Origin of the sequence: Pseudomonas sp. AF03-9, assembly GCF_020515815.1 — a bacterium.
GTDB lineage: Bacteria > Pseudomonadota > Gammaproteobacteria > Pseudomonadales > Pseudomonadaceae > Aquipseudomonas.
Window position 1 is genome coordinate 103,969 of the sequence record NZ_JAHPJF010000015.1, and the last position, 21,663, is coordinate 125,631.

The window sequence follows — 21,663 nt, forward strand, 5'->3', positions numbered from 1 at the left end:
ATTGACTAAGGTGCAAGCATTGCCGATGGAGCGTGCAGGATGACGGCTGTTGATCTACCCGCTGTACCCCGAGTGTTGATCGCTGAAGCGGACCCCTGGTCACTGGACCTGCTCAAGCAAGTGTTGTTGAACGTGCGCTGTGACGCACGGCTGGACGTGTGTGCCGATGGTCTGCAAGCGGCTACGCTGCTGCGGGACAAGGCCTACGACCTGATCCTGGCCGATTGGGAGCTGCCGGGCGTCGATGGCCTGAGTCTGCTGCGCCACGTGCGTCAGCAGCGCCGTACGCCGGCGCTGCCGTTCATTCTGCTGAGCAGTCGCAATGACACCGCCAGCGTGCGTGAAGCCTTGCCCCTGGCGCCCACGGCGTACCTGACCAAACCCCTGAACATGGAAAGCCTGACCCAGCGCCTGCAGGACCTGCTGCTCAATGAGGGCGAGAGCGTGTATTGCGAGATCCCGCCGTTGGCGCCGGGCATGACGTTGCCGGTGTTTCTGGAGCGTCGTCGCGACGCCTGCGATGGCGCGCCGCTGCGCGTTGATGTGAAAGCGGCAGTGCAAAAGAGCCTTGGCCCCGACGGCCTGGATCTCAAGCGCCTGGAAGACCTGGTGTGCACGGACCCGCAAGTCACCGCTGTGCTGATCGCCGCCGCCAACAGCGCTGGCCATCACGGCACGCCGGTACAGACCTTGCCGGCGGCGTTGCACAAGCTGGCGGCGGGGCAAAGCATGAACCTGATTCTCGGCCTGGCCCTCAAGCACAACGTGGTGCTGGGCGACCCGGGGCTGGTGGCGTATGCCGAACGGCACTGGCAGTTTTCCCAGGACACCGCCGACTTCGCCCGACGCCTGGCGCGCCTTTTGGAACTCGATCACGAGCGCTGTTATGCCGCCGGCCTGCTGCATCGGCTCGGCGACCTGGCGCTGCTGCGCTGCCTGGAGGACTGGCGCCAGGGTGGCGGGGCATTGGACGACGAGGCGATTGGCGAGTCGCTCTACACCTTCGGCGCCGCCTATGGCTCGGCACTGCGCGCGCGTTGGCGCTTGCCCCATGAATTGCGCCAGTTGATCGCGGCGATCTATTCGCTGGAAGGCGGGGTGTATGCGCGGGATGCGCTGGTGGTCAACCTGGCGGCGCAGATGGCGCGCCTGACCGAGCATGAAGGGCTGGAAGCCTTGGCCAATGGCAAGACCGCGCGGTTGCTCAAGATGGGCCTGTCGGAGCTGACGCGGGTGCGCAAGGCCTAGAGAACAGCGAGATCCAAATGTGGGAGCGGGCAAACCCGCTCCCAGATTGGATCTGCTTCACCGTTGGATCTGTGTCTAGCTGGCGACGACGCGATTCTTGCCCTGGCGCTTGGCCTCATACATCGCTGCATCCGCACGGGCGAACAGGCTGTCCAGGGTCGAGTCCTGTTCGTCCAGGCTGGCCAAGCCCTGGCTGACGGTCACGCTGAATGCCTGGCCTTCATAGTTGAAACTCAACTCCTGAATCTCCCTGCCCAGGCGCTCGGCCACCTGCAACGCCATCTCTGGCGCGCAACCGGGCAGTACGGCGGCGAATTCTTCGCCGCCAATGCGCCCGAACAGGTCGCCACGGCGCAATACCCCGCGACCGCTCTCGGCGATGCGGCGCAGTACCTGATCGCCCTCCAGGTGGCCGTAGGTGTCGTTGATGTCCTTGAAGTCATCGATGTCCAGCAGCAGGAACGCCAGCGGCGCGGCCTGGGCGCAGGCACTGTCGAACGCCTGGTTGGCGCATTCGAAGAAGTGCCGGCGGTTGCTGCTCTGGGTCAGCACGTCGGTGGTGGCGAGGCGGTGCAGTTCCAGTTCCAGCTGCTTCTTTTCGGTGATGTCTTCGGCCATGCCGACCACGATCACCGGCTTACCGGGCTCGACCTGCTGGTTGATGTAGCACTTGTCGCTGAGCCAGCGGATCTGCCCGTCCGCGGTGATGATGCGGTATTCGCGGTCTTCCACGGTGCCTTGTTCCAGCACGCGGGCCAGGCTGTGTTCGGCGTAGTCGAGGTCTTCGGGGTGAATGCTGTTGCGCCATTCCCGATGGTCGGCCAGCAGCAATCCGGCGGGTCGCCCGAACACGCGCTCATAGGCCGGGCTCACGTACAGCACGCGGCGCGTTTCCCAATCGATGGCCCACAGCACGGCGTTGACGCTGACCAGCAGCGAGCTCAACAGCTGCTCGCGCTCGCTCAGCCGCTCGACTTCACCCTGGGCATGCACCAGCGCCAGCAGGGTTGCCGCCGCCGTCGGAAGGGGCGGTTCAGTGGTGGGGGTATCGGGCAGATAGGGCTTTTCGTGAACCATCGGCACAACTCTCTCTGGGCGCGCCGCAGGATGAAGCAGCGGTCACTACAAGGGGCCACCATGATGGCGAAGTGTTCATTGAGAGAGGGGAATTGCAGTGAAGTTCCGTCAACAGCACCGATTGCCGGTGCCCGGTAAATGACGCCAAAAAGCCGATACGTGGGAGGGCAGGCCCTCCCACTGCACCGTCAGGCTGCCGCAGGACGCAGCGAATAGGTCTTCAACTGGTGGGCAAAATCGCGCAGGGACTGGATGCCGCTGGCCTCTGCCTCGTGTACCCATTCCTTGATCGCGGCGAGCATATCGTGGCCGTTGCTGCTGGTCTTGAGCCAGATCTGTTGCAGCGCCAGGCGCTTCTCGTAGATCACGGTCAGGGCGTGGCTGTGCTCCAGCATGCTCTGGATGCGCACGTGATGGCGCTCATCCAGCAGGCTGGTCTCGCGCGACAGCAAGCGCTTGGCGCGATGGAACTGGTGGCGTACCGAATGATCGACCTTTTCCAGCTCTTGCTTGACCAGCGGGCCGATCACCAACTTGCGGTACTGGGCCATGATCTGGAAGCGGTTGTTGAGGATCGCCATGGCGGTGTCCATGTCCAGGTGGCCCTTGCCTTCGACCCGGTGGGCAATCGGTGCCACGCGCTGCACCTTGGCCAGGCGCAGGAAGCTGAACACTTTGATCCAGGCCCAGCCCAGGTCGAACTCCCACTTCTTCACCGACAGCTTGGCGGAGTTGGGGTAGGTGTGATGGTTGTTATGCAGCTCTTCGCCACCGACGATGATGCCCCACGGCACCAGGTTGGTCGCCGCATCACGGCATTCGAAATTGCGATAGCCGACGGCATGGCCCAGGCCGTTGATCACACCGGCGGCCCAGAACGGGATCCACATCATCTGGATCGCCCAGATGGTGATGCCGATGGTGCCGAACAGCAGCAGATCGATCACGCCCATGATCGCCACGCCCAGCAGCGGGTAGGGGGTGTAAAGTTTGCGTTCGATCCAGTCGTCCGGGCAGTTCTTGCCGTAGATGCGCAGGGTCTCGGGGTTTTCCGCTTCGGCGCGGTACAGCTCGGCACCTTTGCGCAATACCGTGGACAAGCCCTTGATCACCGGGCTGTGCGGGTCATCGACGGTTTCGCATTTGGCGTGGTGCTTGCGGTGGATGGCCGTCCACTCGCGGGTGTTCTGCGCCGTGGTCAGCCACAGCCAGAAGCGGAAGAAGTGTTTCAGGCCGCCATTGAGTTCCAGGGAACGATGGGCTGAATAACGGTGTAGATAGACGGTGACCCCAACGATGGTCACGTGGGTCATCAACAGAGTGACTGCCACCAGTTGCCAGGCTGACAAGTCAAGAAAACCGTTGTACCACATAGGCTGTATGGCCCTCAGATAAAGAAAAAAACAGCTCACGCATTATCACTAAGCCCACAGAGAAAACCAGCCGCCCTTTCAGATAGGAGTGACTGGATGTTTCTTACTCTATAATCCGCATCGGTTGTAGGACGATTCTGTTTTTTTGGTAAGGATTACTGAGCATATGCTGTTTTCATACCGAGGTGCCCTACGCGTAGGGCTGGTATACCTACTGGTTTCCATTGCCTGGCTCCAGCTCAGTCGCCAGGTATTGATCAACTTTCTCGATGAACCGAGCCAGTTGAGCCATTGGATGCAGATGCGCGGCTACGTATGGGTGGCCCTCAGCGCCTTGGCGATTTACCTGATCTGCCGGCGCTTCGACCGCACCAGCCTGCAGGATCAACCCCTCAAGGAAAACCGCGAACGCCTGCGCCAGGCCGCCGCCGTGTTCGATTGCACCCGCGAAGGTGTGCTGGTCACCGACGCCAAGGGCCTGATCGTGCACGTGAACCGGGCCTTCATGGAGATCACCGGCTACCGGCGCGAAGACGTGATGGGGCAGCAGCCGAGCCTGTTCAAATCCGGGCGCCATTCGTCGAGTTTTTACCAACAGATGTTCCATACCCTGGGGCGCACCGGCGAATGGAGCGGGGAAATCTGGAACCGACGCGAAAGCGGCGAGATTTATCCACAGTGGCAAACCATCCGCGCCGTGCAGGACGATCAGGGCCATGTCAGCCACTACGTCGCGGTATTTTCCGACATCAGCGCCATCAAGCATTCCGAACGCGAACTGGCCCACCTGGCGCACCACGACCCTCTCACCGACCTGCCCAACCGCCTGCTGTTCACCGACCGCGCCGAGCAGGCACTCGCTTCGGCGCAAGTGCACAAGCGTGGCTGTGCCTTGCTGCTGCTGGACCTGGACCACTTCAAGATCATCAACGACAGCCTTGGCCACGCCGTCGGCGATCAACTGCTGAAACAGGTGGGCGAACGGCTCAAGGCACTGTTCGGCCCCGGTGTGACCCTGGCGCGCCTGGGCGGCGACGAATTTGCGGTGCTGGCGGAAAGTTGTCCACAGGTCGCGCAAGCCGCCGGCGTGGCGCAACGCATGCTGGATGCGATGAAACAACCGTTCATCTTCGACGGCCACCAGTTGTTCATCAGCGCCAGCATTGGCATCAGCGTGTTCCCCAGCGACGCCCTGAGCGCCGAACAACTGCTGCGCAACGCCGACTCCGCGCTGTTCAAGGCCAAGAGCGCCGGGCGCGAAAGCTACGCTTTGTACACCGAAGAGCTCACCGCCCACGCGCAAAACCGCGTGGAAATCGCCAGCGAGTTGCGCCGCGCCCTCGACCAGCACGAGCTGCGCGTCTACTACCAGCCCGTGCACAACCTGCAAGACAGCCGCCTGGTGGGCGTCGAAGCGCTGGTGCGCTGGGAACACCCCGAACGCGGCCTGGTGCCCCCGGGGGATTTCATCCCCATCGCCGAACGCACCGGGCTGATCGCCGACATCGACGCCTGGGTGCTGCACCAGGCGTGCCGCCAGATGTGCCAATGGCTGGCGGACGGCGTGCCATTGAGCTTTATCGCGGTCAACGTTTCCAGCCGCCTGTTCGCCCGGCGCGAGCTGTACGACCAGGTCGCCCAAGTGCTGCACGAAACTGGCCTGGACCCGGCGTATCTGGAGCTGGAAGTCACCGAAAGCGCAGTGATGGAAGACCCCGAAGTGGCCCTGGAGCAACTGCACCGCCTGCGCGAACTGGGTTTGCGCCTGGCCATCGACGATTTTGGCACCGGCTATTCCTCACTGCTGCGCCTCAAGCGCCTGCCGGTGCAGAAGCTCAAGATCGACCAGGGGTTTGTCGCTGGGTTGCCATGGGATGAGGATGATGCCGCCATCGTGCGCGTGGTGATTGCCTTGGCGAAAAGCATGGGCATGCAAGTGCATGCCGAGGGGATCGAACAGGTGGAGCAGGCGCGGTTTCTGTTGGCCGAGGATTGCGATATGGGGCAGGGCTATTGGTTTGGCAGGCCGGTGCCGGCTGACCAAATCGATTGGTCACGCGCCCCCCCGATCCAGACTTGAAATGCAGTCAAACTGGGGGCGCGGGCTTGTGTGGGAGCGGGCTTGCCCGCGAAAGCGGTGGATCAGACAACACATCTGTCACTGACAGACCGCATTCGCGGGCAAGCCCGCTCCCACATTTGGCTCTATGCAAGGCTTGATTTCAGTGTCGACGCCTGAAAGTCCCGCGCAACCCCACGCCCCAGCAGAAAATTCTTTCTGGTTATATAAACATTCTTAAATAGTATTTTTAAGAATATCTGCGCTTATCTACTATCGCTCTCACGCCGCAAGCAGTGCCGCCACTGCGAGGCACTATTCATTTCAGGAGCGAGAACATGAGCGCATCTCTACGTAGCGTCGACGGCCAGGACGAAGCAGCCATTTTGCGTGAGATCCAGAGCGCGTTGCGCGATCTGCGGTTCGGCGCGGTGGAAATCACTGTGCACAACGCGCAAGTGGTACAGATCGAACGCAAAGAAAAATTCCGCCTGCAGAACCCGGGTAACAAACCGAGCTGAGCAGCAACGGCGATTCGCATGCTAGACCCGCACTTATAAGAAAAAGCCAACACCCAGAATTTTCAGGAGCTTCTATGTCGTCGATTCGCCGTTATGCCCTGGCCGCCCTGGCCAGCGCCGTGTTTGCCGGTTCTGCCGTTGCCAAGGACTACGAGTTGCTCAACGTCTCGTACGACCCGACCCGTGAGCTGTACCAGGACTACAACGCTGAGTTCACCAGCTACTGGAAGCAGGCTCACCCTGGCGACAATGTGAAGATCCAGCAATCCCACGGCGGTTCGGGCAAGCAAGGCCGCGCCGTGATTGACGGCCTGCGTGCCGACGTCGTGACCCTGGCCCTGGCCGGTGACATCGACGAAATCGCCAAGCTGGGCAAGACCCTTCCGGAAAACTGGCAGACCCGCCTGCCGGACGCCAGCACCCCGTATACCTCGACCATCGTGTTCCTGGTGCGCAAGGGCAACCCCAAAGGCATCAAGGATTGGGGCGACCTGATCAAAAAAGACGTGTCGGTGATCACCCCGAACCCGAAAACCTCCGGCGGCGCCCGCTGGAACTTCCTCGCCGCCTGGGCCTACGGCCTGAAAACCGGCGGTAGCGAAGCCAAGGCCCAGGAATACGTGAAAGAGCTGTTCAAACACGTGCCTGTGCTGGACACCGGCGCTCGCGGTTCGACCATCACCTTTGTCAACAACGGTCAGGGTGACGTGTTGCTGGCCTGGGAAAACGAAGCCTTCCTGGCACTCAAGGAAGACGGCGGCGCCGACAAGTTCGACATCGTCGTACCATCCCTGTCGATCCTTGCCGAACCACCGGTTGCCGTGGTCGACAAGAACGCCGAGAAAAAGGGTAACACCGAGATCGCCACCGAATACCTGAAACACCTGTACAGCCCGGCTGGCCAGGAGATTGCGGCGAAAAACTTCTACCGCCCACGCGATGCCAAAGTCGCCGCCAAATACGCCCAACAGTTCCCGAAACTGGACCTGGTGACTATCGACAAAGACTTCGGCGGCTGGAAAACTGCCCAGCCGAAGTTCTTTAACGACGGTGGCGTGTTCGACCAGATCTACACGGCGCAGTAAGCAACACTACCTGTAGTAACCCGCTTTTCTGTGAGATCTGGCTTGTGTGGGAGCTGACTTGCCTGCGATAGCATCACCAAGGTGTGACTGACACACCGAGGTGCCTGCATCGCGGGCAAGCCCAGCTTCCACCGAAAAGCCAGCCCCACAGAAGGCTTGTTCCTACAGTGGTATCTTCCCCGCTAACCAAGGACTCTTATGTCGCGTCGTATCTCCCCCGTCATACCCGGCTTCGGGCTGACGCTGGGCTACACCGTGGTGTACCTCAGCCTGATCGTACTCATCCCCCTGGCGGCGATGTTTGTACACGCCGCCCAACTCACCTGGGATCAGTTCTGGAACATCATCTCCGCTCCGCGCGTGTTGGCGGCGTTGCAATTGAGCTTCAGCACCGCGTTGTACGCCGCGCTGATCAACGGCGTGATCGGCACACTGCTGGCCTGGGTGCTGGTGCGCTACACCTTCCCCGGCCGCAAGATCATCGACGCGATGATCGACCTGCCGTTCGCCTTGCCCACGGCTGTCGCCGGTATCGCGCTGACCGCGCTGTACACGCCGAACGGCTTCGTCGGCCAGTTCGCCGCTGACCTGGGCTTCAAGATCGCCTACACCCCCCTGGGCATTACCCTGGCGCTGACGTTCGTCACGCTGCCGTTCGTGGTGCGCACGGTGCAGCCGGTACTGGCCGACATCCCCCGCGAAGTCGAAGAAGCCGCCGCCTGCCTGGGCGCCAAGCCGTTGCAGGTGTTCCGCTACATCCTGGTGCCGGCATTGCTGCCCGCCTGGCTGACCGGCTTTGCCCTGGCGTTTGCCCGTGGCGTCGGTGAGTACGGCTCGGTGATCTTCATCGCCGGCAACATGCCGATGAAAACCGAGATCCTGCCGCTGCTGATCATGGTCAAGCTCGACCAATACGACTACCGCGGCGCCACCTCCATCGGGGTGTTGATGCTGGTGGTTTCCTTTGTCTTGCTGCTGCTGATCAACTTGTTGCAGCGGCGCATCGAACGTCCATAAGGAGGCGCGGAACATGTCCCAATCGTCTATTTCCGCCGCGTCTTCGGCCAACGCCGCCCGCCGTGGCAGCGCGACGTCACGACGAATCCTGATCGGCCTCGGCTGGCTGGTGTTTGTGCTGTTCCTGCTGTTGCCGCTGTTGATCGTGGTGACCCAGGGCCTGAAGAACGGCCTGGGGTCGTTCTTCACCGCGATCCTTGAACCCGACGCGCTGTCGGCGTTGAAACTCACCGTGATCGCCGTATTGATCTCGGTGCCGCTCAACCTGGTGTTTGGCGTCAGCGCCGCGTGGTGCGTGAGCAAATACTCGTTCCGTGGCAAGAGCATCCTGGTCACGCTGATCGACCTGCCGTTCTCGGTGTCGCCGGTCATTGCGGGCCTGGTCTACGTGCTGATGTTCGGCGCCCAGGGCTTCTTTGGCCCGTGGTTGCAGGAGCATGACATCCAGATCGTGTTCGCCTTGCCCGGCATCGTGCTCGCGACCATCTTCGTCACCGTGCCGTTCGTGGCCCGTGAACTGATCCCGCTGATGCAAGAGCAGGGCACCCAGGAAGAAGAAGCCGCGCGGCTGCTCGGTGCGAACGGCTGGCAGATGTTCTGGCACGTTACCGTGCCGAACATCAAATGGGGCCTGATCTACGGCGTGGTGCTGTGCACCGCGCGGGCCATGGGCGAGTTCGGCGCGGTGTCGGTGGTGTCCGGCCACATCCGCGGCGTCACCAACACCCTGCCGCTGCACGTCGAGATTCTCTATAACGAATACAACCACGTTGCCGCGTTTGCGGTGGCCAGCCTGTTGCTGATCCTGGCGCTCTTTATCCTGCTGCTCAAGCAGTGGAGCGAGAACCGTATCAACCGCCTGCGCAAAAGTGCCGGTGAGGAATAAGTCATGTCGATCGAAGTGCGTAATGTCAGCAAGAACTTCAATGCCTTCAAGGCCCTGAACAGCATCAATCTGGACATCCAGAGTGGCGAGCTGGTGGCGTTGCTCGGGCCCTCCGGCTGCGGCAAGACTACCTTGCTGCGCATCATCGCCGGCCTGGAAACCCCGGATGACGGCAGCATCGTGTTCCACGGTGAAGACGTCTCCGGCCACGACGTGCGTGATCGCAACGTCGGCTTCGTGTTCCAGCATTACGCGTTGTTCCGGCACATGACCGTGTTCGACAACGTGGCGTTCGGCCTGCGCATGAAACCGAAAAACCAGCGCCCGAGCGAAAGCCAGATCGCCAGCAAGGTCCACGAACTGCTGAACATGGTGCAGCTGGATTGGTTGTCGGATCGTTACCCGGAACAACTCTCCGGTGGCCAGCGCCAGCGTATCGCCCTGGCCCGCGCCCTGGCGGTGGAGCCCAAAGTGCTGCTGCTCGACGAACCCTTCGGCGCCCTCGACGCCAAGGTACGCAAGGAGCTGCGCCGCTGGCTGGCGCGTCTGCACGAAGACATCAACCTGACCTCGGTGTTCGTGACCCACGACCAGGAAGAGGCCATGGAAGTTGCCGACCGTATCGTGGTGATGAACAAGGGTGTAATCGAGCAGATCGGCTCACCGGGCGACGTCTACGAAAACCCGGCCAGCGATTTCGTCTATCACTTCCTCGGTGATTCGAACCGTCTGCACCTGGGCGAAGACAATCATGTGTTGTTCCGCCCGCATGAAGTGTCGCTGTCGCGCCATGAACTGGAAGACCACCACGCCGCCGAAGTGCGCGACATCCGCCCCCTGGGCGCGACCACGCGGGTGACGTTGAAAGTGGAAGGCCAGAGCGAACTGATCGAAGCTGAAGTGGTTAAAGACCACGACAGCCTCACGGGTCTGGCCCGTGGCGAGACCCTGTTCTTCAAGCCCAAGGTCTGGCAGAAAGCCTAAGAACCCGCCGCCAGGCCCAATGTGGAATGGGACCAGACTGTGGGAGCGGGCTTGCTCGCGAATGCAGTGTGTCAGTCAATGCAGTTGGTACTGATACACCGCCTTCGCGAGCAAGCCCGCTCCCACATTTAGACTTTTCTCGGCTCAAGATCGCGGCGCGTCACAGGGCCCGACCGTGCTTCGATCTGCTGCTTGAGGTCATGGCGCAGCCCCAGCAGAAACGCCAACTCAGCCACCACAAACAACGGCCCGACGATCAACCCCGACACATCATCCACAAACGCGGGCTTTTTGCCTTCGTAGTAGTGCCCGACAAACTGGATCACCCAGCCCACCACAAACATCCCGATGCCGCTGCCGAGCCACACCGCTGTGCTCTGCGCCGCCAGCACATGCCCGGCCCACACCGACAAGCCCATCAGCACCGTCATCAGTGCACCCAGCGCCAGTTCCAGGCGCAGGTAAAACACTGCGCTGAACAACGCGAGAAGAACCGCCGGTGAAATCCACAGCCCAGCCACCGCCCATTCCGGGCGTGACAGCAGCACGGCCACTGCGACGACAATCAACGGGATGCCGATAAAGTGGCTGGCGATATTGCGTGGGTCGCGGTGGTAGGCGGCGTATTGGCTAAGATGCTCGACGAGGCTTTTCATTCTTGTTCCTCCTGTAGGATGTTTGATCATGCTCTGTCAGTCGTTGCCTGACTGTCAGCTGGGCGACAATCTCTGGAGTTCCCATGGACGCAGCTCAATGGCACGCGCGGCTCGCCGCCGGTCACTGGTTCAGCCACCTGCCTACAGCGTTTCAGCATAGCTTGCTGGCTCACGCCCGATTGCGCTCGCTGGTGGCTGGGCAATGCCTGTTCAAACGCGGTGATCCACCCTGCGGCCTGTATGCGGTGCTGGACGGCAGCCTGCGCATCAGCGCGGTGAACGAACACGGCAAGGAGGCGGTATTGAGCCTGGTGGAGTCGCCGTTCTGGTTCGGCGAAATCTGCCTGTTCGACGGCCTGCCGCGTACCCACGACGCCAGCGCCGTCGGGCCGTGCACGCTGTTGCAGGTGCCGCAGCAGGCGCTGCTCGGCATTCTTGAGCAAAACCCTCGGTATTGGCGCGACCTGGCCTTGCTGATGAGCCAGAAACTGCGCCTGAGTTTTATCGGCCTGGAACACCTGAGCCTGATGCCCGCCTCGGTGCGCCTGGCCCATCGTTTGCTGATGATGGTCGCGGGCTACGGCGACATCGAGCCCTCACGGCGCAGCGTGCAACTGCCCCAGGAAGACCTCGCCGCGATGCTCAGCCTGTCACGCCAGACCACCAACGCCCTGCTCAAGGACCTGCAAGCCCGAGGCATCGTGCGCCTGGGCTACGGCGCAATCGAAATCCTCGACGCCGAGCGCCTGCGGGAGGCGGCGCACACCTGAGGGTGTTAGCCTGCAGGCCTGATCAATCGAGGTGTGTTATGCGCGTGCTGTTAGTGGAACATGAATCCGATGAGGCACAGCAGATGGCCCAGGGCCTGAAGGAGGCGGGCTACAGCGTGGAAGTCGCGGCCAACGGCATGGCGGCCCAGCGCTTTGTGGAAAGCAGCGAGTACGATCTGGTGATCCTGGATGTGATGCTGCCGGGGCTGAATGCCTGGAAGTTGCAGCAGTCGATTCGCCAGAAGGGCGACACGCCGCTGTTGTTCCTGACCACGCCCGGTGGAATTGAAGACCGCCTGCGCGGGTTGGAACTGCATGAGGATGACTACTTGCTCAAGCCGTTCGCGGCCAAGGCGTTGGTGGCGCGGGTGCGCAACGTGCTACGGCGTGATCGTGGGCGTTGACGGTACTGGCGCCATCGCGGGCAAGCCCGCTCCCACATTTGATTGCATTCCAAGGTTGGAACCCGGTCACCTGTGGGAGCGGGCTTGCCCGCGATGAGGCCCTCAACCCCCCCATAAATCCCGCTACCGCAACCCATCCCGGAACTGCCCCGGCGTCACCCCCGTCCAGCGCTTGAACGCGCGGCTGAAACTGCTGGTATCGGCAAACCCGAGCAAATGACTGATCTCCGCCAATGAGCATTGCGGGTCCCGCAAGTGCAGCAACGCCAGATTCTCCCGGCACTCGTTGAGCAGCGCATCAAACCGACAGCCTTCATCCGCCAGATGCCGCTGCAAACTGCGCAGGCTCAAGTGCAACGCCTGGGCAACCCGCTCCGCGCTCGGCTCGCCGTCGGGCAGTTGCGCTTCGATCACCCGGCGCACCCTGCGCTCCCAGGTCAGCGGTTGCAGTTGCGCGAGGGTGCGCTTGAGCACGGTTTCATTGTGTTCGGCCAGCTCGGGGTTGGCGTCGTCGAGGTGGCTGTCGAAGTCCTGGGCGGCGAATTCCAGGCGGTCTTCCTCGGCGGCAAAAAACACCGGCGCGCGAAACACCGTGTGCCACGGCGTGGGGTCAGCCGGCTGCGGGCGCCGCAAGTACACGGCGAGCGGTGCATAGTCACGCCCCAGGCGATTGCGGCAGGTGCGCACATAGATCGCCGCAAACGCATCGATGGCTTCGAACGCCGGCGCCGGGCTGCCCTGCGGTTGCAGCAGTCGAAAACGGTAGCGTTCGCCATCCCCGCTCAGCTCCAGGGTCAGGGCATCGCTGACCACCTGGTGATACCGCACGATGCGCTCGAACACCTCGCGCAGGCTGCCGCTGGCCACCAGCGCATAGCCCAACGCGTGAAAGGTGGTGGGGCTGACAAACCGCGACACCCGCAAACCGATCGCCGGGTCGCCGCTGGCCTGCACCGCCAGCGCCCACAGGCGTGTGGTGGCCGACAGCGGGTAGCGCGCATTGGGATCGTCCATGAGCTGCGGGTCGAGCCCGGCCGCGATGCACAGCGCGGCGCTGTCGAGGCCGAGGGCGTCGAGTTGCTTGCGCAGGGCGCGGGTCCAGCTGGCGAGGGAAGTGGCTTCGGGCATGGTGATTGGCGCTTGCGGTCAACAGGTTGGCGTGTGGAGCTGATGCCCTGGGGGACCGCATGGGCCAGGATGCATCCATCGATAACCAGAGGATGGAAGCATGGACGGTACTTCTGCAAGTCCCCAACAGATGAACGCACAACAGCGTGCGGCGCATATCCGTGACGTGGTGCTGGCCGAAGGCGTGCGCCTGCGCCAGCAGCACCCCTGGCTGCTGCATCAGGACGCCCTGGGCGCCGGCATCCTGGCCTTTGCGTTGCTCGGCATGCTCGGCTCGGCGGCGCTCTACATCAGCGGTCACGTGGCTTGGTGGGCGTGCCTGCTGATCAATGCGTTCCTCGCCTCGCTGACCCACGAGCTGGAACACGACCTGATCCACAGCATGTACTTTCGCAAGCAGCGCATCCCCCACAACCTGATGATGGGCCTGGTCTGGCTGGCGCGGCCGAGCACGATCAACCCGTGGGTCCGCCGTCATCTGCATCTGAACCACCACAAGGTCTCCGGCACCGAGGCCGACATGGAGGAGCGCGCCATCACCAACGGTGAACCCTGGGGGCTGGCGCGGCTGTTGATGGTCGGTGACAACGTCATGTCGGCGTTTATCCGAATGCTGCGGGCCAAAACCTGGAAGCACAAACTCAGCATCCTCAAGCGCGCGCTGCTGGTCTACGCACCGCTGGCGCTGCTGCATTGGGGCGCGTGGTATGTGTTCCTCGGCTTTCACGCGGCCAATGGCATCGCCAGCCTGCTGGGGGCGCCCATCGAGTGGTCGGCCGGCACCTTGCAGATGATGCACGTGATCGACATCGCCGCCGTGGTGATCATCGGCCCCAACGTGCTGCGCACCTTTTGCCTGCACTTTGTCAGCTCCAACATGCACTACTACGGCGATGTGGAACCGGGCAACGTGATCCAGCAGACCCAGGTGCTGAACCCGTGGTGGCTGTGGCCGCTGCAGGCGTTCTGCTTCAACTTCGGCAGCACCCACGGCATCCACCATTTTGTGGTCAAGGAGCCGTTTTACATCCGCCAACTGACCGCCAGGGTCGCGCATCAGGTCATGGCGCAGATGGGCGTACGCTTCAATGATTTCGGGACGTTTGCGCGGGCCAATCGGCTTGGCTTTCCACCGCCTGCAGCGTCTCGATCAACGCCTTCGCCGCAGGCGACAAGCGCACCCCAGCGCGGCTGATCACGCCGCAGCGGTTGCTCAGGCTGTCGAGGGCGTGGGGCAGGTTGCGCCAGTGCAGCACCTGCAACGCGCCACTGGCGAACGCTTCGACGAAGGCTTCTTCGGCGCCCAGGCCAATCGCATCGGACTGGCGCACGATGCTCGCCAGTGTCGAGAACTGCTCAAGCTCGATGGCGGGCACAAAGTCGATACGCCCGCTGAGGTTGGCCAGCAGTTTGCGAATGCCCGGCGCGATCAGCGGCGTGGCCAGCGGGTAGCCGAACAGGTCGTTGGTGGACAGGCTGTCCTTGGCCAGCAACGGGTGCCCGGCGCGGCAGAAAAACACACTGCGCCGGGGTGTCAGGGCCCGGGTCTGGAAGTTCGGGTCGGCCTCGAAGTGGCGCACATCGGCGATAAAAAACTCGATCTCTTCGCGGCTCAGGCTACGCCCGAGTTTTTCCCAGTTATCCACCTGCAACGCGCTGCGCACCTTGGGGTAGGTGGTGATAAACCGCGCGAGGGCCTGGGGCACCAGATTGACCGCCGCCGCCCCATCACTGCCAAAACGTACTTCACCGGCGTCGAGCTTGGTCATGCGCGTGACTTCGTGGCTGAGCAACGCCGCGCCTTGCACCAGGCTCAGGGCATGTTGCAGCACCACCTGGCCTTCGGGGGTGGGGCGCAGCTCCTTGTGGGCGCGGTCCACCAGCACGCAGCCGAATTCCTGCTCCAGGCCCTGGATGCTGCGGCTGAACGCCGGTTGCGTGATGCCCATGGCGTCGGCGGCACGCACGAAACTGCGGTGCTCGTTGAGCGCGATGAAGTAGCGCAGTTGGCGAAGATCCATGGGGCGCCCGGCGTCCAAGAGGGGGAACCGGGATTTTAAGGGGCTTGCTTATTCCGTCAATGAAGCATGTTTGTTTTATCTAGATCTTAAATGCATATCTATAGAGCGGCTGCCGTGCGGTAGGTGGCCGGGCTGAACACTCGCGTCACCACCAGCATTGCCACGGCGGTGACGGTCAGCACCACCCAGGCGCTGACAAAATTGCCGCTGAGTTCGCGCAGCCAGCCGGTCATCCACGGCGACACCGCGTTGATCAGGAAGCCCACGCCCTGCACGAAGGCCGCCAGTTGCCCGGCTTGGCGCGGGTCGCGGTGATGGTCGAGGGTCAGCAGCAGGCTCAGGGCAAAACACGCGCCCAGGCCGAAGCCGCACAGCGCCACCCACACATGGGGAAATTGCAGCGGGGCCATGATCAGCCCCAGGTACCCGATGGTCTGCGCCAGCAGGCTGATGCCGAGCAACGGCCGCCGGTCGATGCCGCGTTGCGCCAGCACCGGCATCAACAGCGCGGCGAGCACCTGGAAGATGGTCATGAACGCCAGCAACGAACCGCTGGGCAGTACGCCCCAACCCAGTTGCTGATAGAACGCCGGCAACCACGCCACCAGGCTCATGTAGCCGCAATTGACCAAGCCGAAATACAACGCCAGCAGCCAGGCGCGGCGGTTGCGCAGGCCCTTGAACGCTGGTATCTGCCTGGCGCTTTTCGCCGCGCCCAGGGGCAAACAGGCCCACAGCAACAACGCCGCCAGCGCGGGCAGCAGCCACACGCCGAGCCCCGCCTGCCAAGCGCCGAACTGCGTGGCCACCAGCGGGCTGAGCAGCGCCGCCAAACCGCCGCCGGCCATCAACGAGGCCGAATACACGCCCATCGCCACTGGCACGCGGTGCTGGAATTCGCGCTTGATCATCGCCGGCACCAACGCCTGGATCAGCGCCACGCCCGCCCCCCCCACCAACGCCGTCACCAGCAGCGCCGCGCCCTGGCCCATCAGCCAGCGCGCCAGGCACGCCAGCAGAATCATCATCAGGCCCAACGCGATGCCGCGCCGCTCGCCCAGTTGCGCCTCGACGCGCACGCCGACCAGTGCGACCAGGCCCATGCAAATCACCGGCAGGCTGGTGAGCAGGGCGCTGCTCTGGAAACTCAGGCCGGTGGCCAGGCGGATTTCGCCGAGCAACGGGCTGATGGAACTGAGGATCGGCCGCAGGTTGAGGCCCAACACGATCAGCAGGCCCCAGCCGGCGAAGGATTTATTGAGGGTCATGCGGCGCCCTTGCGGCAGGTAAATGAGGCGTGAGTATGGGCAGCGCCGCAGGTATTCTGAAATTAAATATAACCATGCCAATCAGTGGCAAGTTGAATGGTGAGCGCCATGTTCGATCCCGTGTTGTTACGCAGCTTTGTTGCCGTAGTGGACTGCGGCAACTTCACCCGCGCCGCCGAGCGCCTGCACCTGACCCAATCCACCGTAAGCCAGCAGATCCGCCGCCTGGAGGACGTCGCCGGTTGCCAGTTGCTCGACCGCGATCAGCGCCGCGTGGTCGCCACCACCGAGGGTGAGCGCTTGCTGGCCTACGCGCGGCGCATCCTGGCGCTGCATGAAGAGGCCGCCGACGTGCTGATCAACCAGCAAAGCGACGGCGTGCTGCGCCTGGGCGTGCCGGAGGATTTTGCCTCCGAGCGCCTGCTGCCGCTGCTCTCGGCGTTTGTCGGGGCGTATCCACGGGTGCGCCTGGAAGTCACCAGTGGCCTTGGCCCCGAGTTGCAGCGCCAATACCGCAGTGGTGAGTTTGACGTGCTGCTGGTCAAGCAAATGGGCGACAGCGATGACTGCCTGGCCTCGTGGCCGGAGCCATTGTGCTGGGTCGACAGCCGCAGCATGCCGTGCCTGGACCGCGAGCCGCTGCCGCTGGTGGCGTTCCCGGTGGGCGGGCTGTACCGCAACGAGATGCTGCAACACCTGGAAGTCGGCGGCTGGCGTTGGCGCATCGGCTATTCCAGCGCCAGCCTGGCAGGTGTGTGTGCGGCGGTGGCGGCGGGCTTGGGCATCAGCTTGCTGCCGGTACGGGTGGTGCAGGCCGGGCACCAGATCCTGGGTGAGGACAGCGGCTTGCCGGCGGTGCAGGGCGTGCGCCTGGCGTTGTATGCGCGCAGCGGCCTGGGGGCGGCGGGGCAGTGTCTACAGAGCGAGTTGTTCGATTTATGTGCAAACAGCCCGTGTTGAGTCATGCCTTTGCTGAATATTTTGTATGCCTGTAAAGCATTGAAAAAACACACCTCGGCGCCAGGCCACGAACGGCGAGGGTTTGGCGTTTCAGTCCGGTTCGGTTATGCAGTTTAGGTCTATGTATAACTTCAAAGATTACTTTAAGAGATAAGCGTCTGGCCCCGATGATTCAGTCCTCGACGGCCTTCCAACGCAGGCCCGTCGGTTTTTTGTTTGAAAACCGTAGGGAGTGAATCCATGGGCAATGTCCAGACCGCCGCCAGTGCACACGAGGCGCAATGGCGCCAGGCACCGGGTGGTGAGTTGGTCGACCTTGGCCGGCCGCATCGCGCGCCGCTGGGGCAACTGCGCACGCAGCAAACCCCCAAGCGTTTCTCCAGCCGTCGCGAAGGCATTCTGCTGGGTTTGCTGGTGCTGGCCCTGCACGCTGCGGTGATCTACTGGGTGGCCCAGAAGCCGACACCGGTGCTGCCGATCGTGCCGCCGGAAATTCCGCCGATGACCATCGAATTTTCCCAGCCGGCGCCGCCGGTGGTCGAACCGCCACCGCCTGTGCCGCCACCACCACCGCCGCCTGTGGTTGAGCCACCGCCGCCCGTGGTGGATGAGTTGGCCGCCAAGCCGGCGCCGAAAAAGCCGATTCCAAAACCCAAGCCCGTGCCGAAGCCGGTGCCCAAGCCTGAGCCCGCCCCCAAACCGGTCGAGCCGCCGCCCGCACCCCCGACCCCGGCACCGCCCGCGCCGCCTGCGCCACCGGCACCGGCGCCGGTAACGCCCGCTTCGGCTAACGCCGCGTATTTGAAGAACCCGGCGCCCGAATACCCGTCACTGGCCCAGCGCCGTGGCTGGGAAGGCACGGTGTTGCTGCGGGTGCAGGTGCTGGCCAGTGGCAAGCCGGGTGAGATCCAGATCCAGAAGAGCAGCGGTCGCCAGCAACTCGACGACGCCGCGCTGGCTGCGGTGAAACGTTGGAGCTTCGTACCGGCCAAGCAGGGCGACGTCGCCCAGAACGGCTGGGTCAGCGTCCCGATCGATTTCAAGATTCACTAACTATTCGGCTGCGGTGTGTTGCACACGCCGCGACCTGCACAGAGGGAAGACATCATGGCATTAGCATCTCCACTTGAATCCATCGAAAGCGCGGTGATCTGGCTGCTGGTGGTTTTTTCGGTCGCCACCTGGGGCCTGGCCCTGCTCAAGGGCGTGCAGTTCGGTCGCCTCAAGGCGCAGGATCGCAAGTTCCATAAACAGTTCTGGGCGGCGTCGAGCCTCGACTCAGCTGCCGAGCTGGCAGAAACACAACCCGGCGCCGCAGCCCGTGTGGCCCAGGCTGGTTACGCCGCGATCCAGGTGGGCGAGACGCCACACGCTGCCGACCTGAGCCAGGCCATCAACCACCAGGACCGCCTCGAACGCGCCCTGCGCCAACAGATCGTGCGTGAGCGCCGTTCCCTGGAGACCGGCCTGGCCGTGGTTGCCAGTATCGGCAGCACCTCGCCGTTCATCGGCCTGTTCGGCACCGTGTGGGGCATCATGGAAGCGCTCAAGGGCATCAGTGCCGCCGGTTCCGCCAGCCTCGAAACCGTGGCCGGCCCGATTGGTGCTGCGTTGGTGGCCACGGGTGTAGGTATCGCCGTCGCCGTACCGGCGGTGCTGGTCTACAACTACTTCCTGCGCCGTCTCAAGCTGACGGCTGCGGACCTCGACGACTTTGCCCACGACTTCTACAGCCTGGCGCAGAAAAATTCGTTCCGCGTGCTGCTGCACCCGACCCTGAACAAAACCGCGGCCGGCAACCCGCAGAAAGTGAAGGAGGCGTCCTGAGATGGCCTTCTCCACGCAAGACAGTGATGAGGTGCTGAGCGAGATCAACGTCACGCCGCTGGTGGACGTGATGCTGGTGCTGCTGGTGGTGTTTATCGTCACCGCGCCGCTGTTGACCAACGCGATCCCGATCAACCTGCCCAAGACCGAGGCCGTGGCCCCGGTGGAGCAGAAGGACCCGCTGGTGGTGAGCATCGACGGCGCCGGTAAAGTGTTTATCAACAAGGACGAAATCCAGCCGGACCTGCTGGAATTCAACCTGCAGGCGGCGAAAGCCAAGGACCCCGATGTGCGGGTGCAACTGCAGGCTGACGATGGTGTGAACTACGGCGAAGTGGCGCGAGCCATGGCGTCGATCGAACGCGCGGGCATTACCAAGTTGTCGGTGATTACCGCCCGTTGATTGCAAAAGCCTCGACAAGTTTTTGGCCGTCTCCTTGGCAGGGTGCGGCCTTTTTTTTGCCTGGAATTTAACCAGCAACACAAACGCCAGCCTGGAATGAGGGCCCCTGTGGGAGCGGGCTTGCTCGCGAATGCGGTGTGCCAGTCGGCATCTTCATCGCTGACCCACCGCATTCGCGAGCAAGCCCGCTCCCACATTTGGATCTTTATTGGGTTTAAGTTTTTGGTTATTAATAAATAGCTTCTTATTCCTTAGCGAATATAAACCTCGTCCCTATACTGTCCTACAACGTTAAACGCTGCAGGAGGGCACACCCATGCACAGCGAGTCGATTCGTTATCTGATCGTGCCGGGCTGGCAAGGATCGCCAGAAGATCATTGGCAAAGTCATTGGCAGAACAGCCTGCCCAACAGTGCACGCGTGGAACAGGCCGACTGGCTGACCCCGCGCCGTGAAGACTGGGTGGCCGCGCTGGCCGAGGCCATCGCCGCCGACAGCACGCCGGTGATCCTGATCGCCCATAGCCTGGGGTGCATCACCGTGGCGCATTGGGCTGCGACTGCCCCGGTGCAGTTCTTGCGCCAGGTGCGGGGTGCCTTGCTGGTGGCCCCGGCCGATGTCGAACGGCCTGCCTGCTCGCCTGCCTTGCGTAATTTCGCGCCGATTCCCACTGACCTGCTGCCGTTTCCGAGCCAAGTGGTCAGCTCCGACAACGACGCCGCTGTCAGCGCCCCGCGGGCCCTGGAGCTGGCGCGTCACTGGGGCGCCGAAGCCGGCATCCTCGCGGGCGCCGGGCATATCAACGTGAAGTCCGGCCACCAGCGCTGGGAACAGGGCTTCGCCTACCTCTATCGCCTGCAAAGCCGCCTCGAGCACCACGCCCGGCGCAGTGCCTGAACACTTTTCAACGCCCCGTCCCTGAGTGGATCTGGGGCGGGAGCCTGCCATGAGTCTGCATGAAACCTACGGCCAGCCATTGCTGACCTTTCCCGACGCCGATAAAAGCCCGTTGAGCATCCGCGCCAAGGCGCTGGTGTTTGTCGACCCACGCTCGCGCCAGTTGCGCGAAGACCTCGAAAGCCTCGCGCCCCGCGCCTTGCCGGTGTTGATTCGCGGCGAGACCGGCAGCGGTAAGGAGTTGCTGGCGCGGCATATCCACCGTGGCAGCGATCGCGGCGGCTTGTTTGTGTCGGTCAACTGCGGTGCGATCAGCCCGACCTACGCCGACGCCGAGCTGTTCGGCTACGCCGCCGGTGCCCACAGCGGCGCGGCCAGCAGCCGGGCCGGCTGGTTCGGATCGGCCAACGGCGGCACCTTGTACCTGGACGAGATCGGCGACTTGCCGCTGCCGATCCAGGTCAAATTGCTCGCCGCCCTGGAAAACCACGAAGTCACCCGCGTCGGCGCCCATCAGCCAAGCCCGGTGGATGTGCGCCTGGTGGCCGCCACCAGCATCGACCTGGCCCAGGCCGTGGCGGCGGGCAAGTTCAATGAGCGCCTGTTCCATTACCTGAGCGAAGGCCAGCTGGAGTTGCCAGCACTGCGCGAGCGGGTTGGCGACATCCTGTCCCTGGCCGAATATTTTCTCGGCATCTACAGTCAGCGCCTGGACCTGCCGGTGCCGCTGATCAGCGATGCGGCCCAGCAGGTGCTGGAACAACACAGTTGGCCGGGCAATACCCGCGAGCTGGAAAACGTCATTCACTTTGCCTTGCTGGTAAGCAGTGGCGACGAGATCTTGCCCGAGCATTTGAATCTGCCCGTGGCCGGTTCGCCCCTTGAGCAGGTGCAGCGGATTTTCAATAACGCCAGCGCCGCTGAACGGGAAAGCTTGCGCAACTTTCTATCTCAAAAAGCAGCTACATGAACAAAATGGAATATCAACGTGAATAAAAGATATTGTTCGGGAATAAAAAATCTAGGTATTGTCCGCTTCACGCCGCGATAGCACATCGCTGGCACACCACATAACAAG

General features: G+C 62.8%; 22 protein-coding genes. 16 read left to right on the plus strand and 6 right to left on the minus strand.

Annotation, left to right across the window (positions count from 1 at the left end; genetic code table 11):
* Positions 1-39 precede the first annotated feature (39 nt).
* On the plus strand, positions 40-1,248 hold the full coding sequence (locus LIY36_RS19375; protein WP_226456678.1) for an HDOD domain-containing protein: 1,209 nt from the start codon (positions 40-42) through the stop codon (positions 1,246-1,248).
* A gap of 75 nt (positions 1,249-1,323) precedes the next feature.
* On the opposite strand, the gene LIY36_RS19380 is transcribed toward LIY36_RS19375, so the two are convergent.
* Both LIY36_RS19380 and desA read right to left on the minus strand, forming a co-directional pair.
* A complete protein-coding gene (locus LIY36_RS19380) occupies positions 1,324-2,325 on the minus strand; it encodes a GGDEF domain-containing protein (protein WP_226456679.1) in 1,002 nt (333 codons plus the stop codon).
* Positions 2,326-2,513: 188 nt separating this feature from the next.
* Positions 2,514-3,698, minus strand: a complete 1,185-nt coding sequence (desA, locus tag LIY36_RS19385) for a delta-9 fatty acid desaturase DesA (protein ID WP_192298516.1) — start codon at positions 3,696-3,698, stop codon at positions 2,514-2,516.
* Positions 3,699-3,864: 166 nt separating this feature from the next.
* Here desA and dibA point away from each other — a divergent pair, with 166 nt between their 5' ends.
* The 6 genes from dibA (at position 3,865) to LIY36_RS19415 (ending at position 10,250) form a co-directional block, all read left to right on the plus strand.
* Positions 3,865-5,778, plus strand: coding sequence for a phosphodiesterase DibA (gene dibA / locus LIY36_RS19390; RefSeq protein WP_226456680.1), 1,914 nt, complete (start codon positions 3,865-3,867; stop codon positions 5,776-5,778).
* Positions 5,779-6,095: 317 nt separating this feature from the next.
* The gene (oscA, locus tag LIY36_RS19395; RefSeq protein WP_003170956.1) at positions 6,096-6,278 is read left to right on the plus strand and encodes a sulfur starvation response protein OscA; all 183 of its coding nucleotides are present in this window, start codon (positions 6,096-6,098) and stop codon (positions 6,276-6,278) included.
* A gap of 74 nt (positions 6,279-6,352) precedes the next feature.
* On the plus strand, positions 6,353-7,363 hold the full coding sequence (locus LIY36_RS19400; RefSeq protein ID WP_226456681.1) for a sulfate ABC transporter substrate-binding protein: 1,011 nt from the start codon (positions 6,353-6,355) through the stop codon (positions 7,361-7,363).
* Between the two features lie 198 nt (positions 7,364-7,561).
* Positions 7,562-8,380, plus strand: a complete 819-nt coding sequence (gene cysT, locus LIY36_RS19405) for a sulfate ABC transporter permease subunit CysT (RefSeq protein ID WP_192298513.1) — start codon at positions 7,562-7,564, stop codon at positions 8,378-8,380.
* A gap of 13 nt (positions 8,381-8,393) precedes the next feature.
* Positions 8,394-9,266, plus strand: coding sequence for a sulfate ABC transporter permease subunit CysW (gene cysW / locus LIY36_RS19410; protein ID WP_226456682.1), 873 nt, complete (start codon positions 8,394-8,396; stop codon positions 9,264-9,266).
* Positions 9,267-9,269: 3 nt separating this feature from the next.
* Entirely contained in the window at positions 9,270-10,250 is a 981-nt protein-coding gene (locus LIY36_RS19415) for a sulfate/molybdate ABC transporter ATP-binding protein (protein ID WP_192298511.1), read from the plus strand.
* 128 nt (positions 10,251-10,378) lie between these two features.
* Here the strand turns inward: LIY36_RS19415 and LIY36_RS19420 are convergent, their stop codons facing one another.
* Positions 10,379-10,906: an Mpo1 family 2-hydroxy fatty acid dioxygenase gene (locus LIY36_RS19420; RefSeq protein WP_226456683.1), complete on the minus strand. Its 528-nt coding sequence runs from the start codon at positions 10,904-10,906 to the stop codon at positions 10,379-10,381.
* 83 nt (positions 10,907-10,989) lie between these two features.
* Between LIY36_RS19420 and LIY36_RS19425 the strand changes: the two genes are divergently transcribed.
* Positions 10,990-11,676, plus strand: a complete 687-nt coding sequence (locus tag LIY36_RS19425; protein WP_226456684.1) for a Crp/Fnr family transcriptional regulator — start codon at positions 10,990-10,992, stop codon at positions 11,674-11,676.
* A gap of 38 nt (positions 11,677-11,714) precedes the next feature.
* Positions 11,715-12,080: a response regulator transcription factor gene (locus tag LIY36_RS19430; protein WP_226456685.1), complete on the plus strand. Its 366-nt coding sequence runs from the start codon at positions 11,715-11,717 to the stop codon at positions 12,078-12,080.
* A 123-nt stretch (positions 12,081-12,203) separates the two neighbouring features.
* Here the strand turns inward: LIY36_RS19430 and LIY36_RS19435 are convergent, their stop codons facing one another.
* A complete protein-coding gene (locus tag LIY36_RS19435; protein WP_226456687.1) occupies positions 12,204-13,208 on the minus strand; it encodes an AraC family transcriptional regulator in 1,005 nt (334 codons plus the stop codon).
* A gap of 100 nt (positions 13,209-13,308) precedes the next feature.
* Here LIY36_RS19435 and LIY36_RS19440 point away from each other — a divergent pair, with 100 nt between their 5' ends.
* Positions 13,309-14,403 carry a fatty acid desaturase gene (locus LIY36_RS19440; protein WP_226456688.1) on the plus strand — a complete coding sequence of 365 codons (1,095 nt, stop codon included), beginning with the start codon at positions 13,309-13,311 and terminating at the stop codon, positions 14,401-14,403.
* On the opposite strand, the gene LIY36_RS19445 is transcribed toward LIY36_RS19440, so the two are convergent.
* Positions 14,294-15,229 carry a LysR family transcriptional regulator gene (locus LIY36_RS19445; RefSeq protein WP_226456689.1) on the minus strand — a complete coding sequence of 312 codons (936 nt, stop codon included), beginning with the start codon at positions 15,227-15,229 and terminating at the stop codon, positions 14,294-14,296. The two genes, LIY36_RS19440 and LIY36_RS19445, sit on opposite strands and share 110 nt — an antisense overlap.
* 98 nt (positions 15,230-15,327) lie before the next feature.
* Positions 15,328-16,497, minus strand: a complete 1,170-nt coding sequence (locus LIY36_RS19450; RefSeq protein ID WP_226456690.1) for a CynX/NimT family MFS transporter — start codon at positions 16,495-16,497, stop codon at positions 15,328-15,330.
* Between the two features lie 108 nt (positions 16,498-16,605).
* Here LIY36_RS19450 and LIY36_RS19455 point away from each other — a divergent pair, with 108 nt between their 5' ends.
* The 6 genes from LIY36_RS19455 (at position 16,606) to LIY36_RS19480 (ending at position 21,555) form a co-directional block, all read left to right on the plus strand.
* Positions 16,606-17,457 carry a LysR family transcriptional regulator gene (locus LIY36_RS19455; protein WP_226456691.1) on the plus strand — a complete coding sequence of 284 codons (852 nt, stop codon included), beginning with the start codon at positions 16,606-16,608 and terminating at the stop codon, positions 17,455-17,457.
* A gap of 240 nt (positions 17,458-17,697) precedes the next feature.
* Positions 17,698-18,510, plus strand: coding sequence for an energy transducer TonB (locus LIY36_RS19460; protein WP_192298502.1), 813 nt, complete (start codon positions 17,698-17,700; stop codon positions 18,508-18,510).
* A 51-nt stretch (positions 18,511-18,561) separates the two neighbouring features.
* Positions 18,562-19,284: a MotA/TolQ/ExbB proton channel family protein gene (locus tag LIY36_RS19465; RefSeq protein WP_192298605.1), complete on the plus strand. Its 723-nt coding sequence runs from the start codon at positions 18,562-18,564 to the stop codon at positions 19,282-19,284.
* A gap of 1 nt (position 19,285) precedes the next feature.
* Complete coding sequence (locus LIY36_RS19470; protein WP_124526239.1) at positions 19,286-19,687, plus strand: ExbD/TolR family protein; 402 nt, start codon at positions 19,286-19,288, stop codon at positions 19,685-19,687.
* A gap of 316 nt (positions 19,688-20,003) precedes the next feature.
* Positions 20,004-20,585, plus strand: a complete 582-nt coding sequence (locus LIY36_RS19475) for an alpha/beta hydrolase (RefSeq protein WP_192298501.1) — start codon at positions 20,004-20,006, stop codon at positions 20,583-20,585.
* Between the two features lie 49 nt (positions 20,586-20,634).
* Entirely contained in the window at positions 20,635-21,555 is a 921-nt protein-coding gene (locus LIY36_RS19480) for a sigma 54-interacting transcriptional regulator (RefSeq protein WP_192298500.1), read from the plus strand.
* The last annotated feature ends 108 nt before the right edge of the window (positions 21,556-21,663 follow it).

Coding starts and splice junctions, on each gene's coding strand:
- dibA (WP_226456680.1), top strand. CDS start 3,865: ATGCTGTTTTCATACCGAGGTGCCCTACGCGTAGGGCTGGTATACCTA.
- LIY36_RS19450 (WP_226456690.1), bottom strand. CDS start 16,497: ATGACCCTCAATAAATCCTTCGCCGGCTGGGGCCTGCTGATCGTGTTG.
- LIY36_RS19470 (WP_124526239.1), top strand. CDS start 19,286: ATGGCCTTCTCCACGCAAGACAGTGATGAGGTGCTGAGCGAGATCAAC.
- LIY36_RS19420 (WP_226456683.1), bottom strand. CDS start 10,906: ATGAAAAGCCTCGTCGAGCATCTTAGCCAATACGCCGCCTACCACCGC.
- LIY36_RS19435 (WP_226456687.1), bottom strand. CDS start 13,208: ATGCCCGAAGCCACTTCCCTCGCCAGCTGGACCCGCGCCCTGCGCAAG.
- cysW (WP_226456682.1), top strand. CDS start 8,394: ATGTCCCAATCGTCTATTTCCGCCGCGTCTTCGGCCAACGCCGCCCGC.
- LIY36_RS19415 (WP_192298511.1), top strand. CDS start 9,270: ATGTCGATCGAAGTGCGTAATGTCAGCAAGAACTTCAATGCCTTCAAG.
- LIY36_RS19380 (WP_226456679.1), bottom strand. CDS start 2,325: ATGGTTCACGAAAAGCCCTATCTGCCCGATACCCCCACCACTGAACCG.
- LIY36_RS19440 (WP_226456688.1), top strand. CDS start 13,309: ATGGACGGTACTTCTGCAAGTCCCCAACAGATGAACGCACAACAGCGT.
- desA (WP_192298516.1), bottom strand. CDS start 3,698: ATGTGGTACAACGGTTTTCTTGACTTGTCAGCCTGGCAACTGGTGGCA.
- LIY36_RS19425 (WP_226456684.1), top strand. CDS start 10,990: ATGGACGCAGCTCAATGGCACGCGCGGCTCGCCGCCGGTCACTGGTTC.
- LIY36_RS19455 (WP_226456691.1), top strand. CDS start 16,606: ATGTTCGATCCCGTGTTGTTACGCAGCTTTGTTGCCGTAGTGGACTGC.
- LIY36_RS19475 (WP_192298501.1), top strand. CDS start 20,004: ATGCACAGCGAGTCGATTCGTTATCTGATCGTGCCGGGCTGGCAAGGA.
- LIY36_RS19460 (WP_192298502.1), top strand. CDS start 17,698: ATGGGCAATGTCCAGACCGCCGCCAGTGCACACGAGGCGCAATGGCGC.
- oscA (WP_003170956.1), top strand. CDS start 6,096: ATGAGCGCATCTCTACGTAGCGTCGACGGCCAGGACGAAGCAGCCATT.
- LIY36_RS19400 (WP_226456681.1), top strand. CDS start 6,353: ATGTCGTCGATTCGCCGTTATGCCCTGGCCGCCCTGGCCAGCGCCGTG.
- LIY36_RS19480 (WP_192298500.1), top strand. CDS start 20,635: ATGAGTCTGCATGAAACCTACGGCCAGCCATTGCTGACCTTTCCCGAC.
- cysT (WP_192298513.1), top strand. CDS start 7,562: ATGTCGCGTCGTATCTCCCCCGTCATACCCGGCTTCGGGCTGACGCTG.
- LIY36_RS19445 (WP_226456689.1), bottom strand. CDS start 15,229: ATGGATCTTCGCCAACTGCGCTACTTCATCGCGCTCAACGAGCACCGC.
- LIY36_RS19430 (WP_226456685.1), top strand. CDS start 11,715: ATGCGCGTGCTGTTAGTGGAACATGAATCCGATGAGGCACAGCAGATG.
- LIY36_RS19375 (WP_226456678.1), top strand. CDS start 40: ATGACGGCTGTTGATCTACCCGCTGTACCCCGAGTGTTGATCGCTGAA.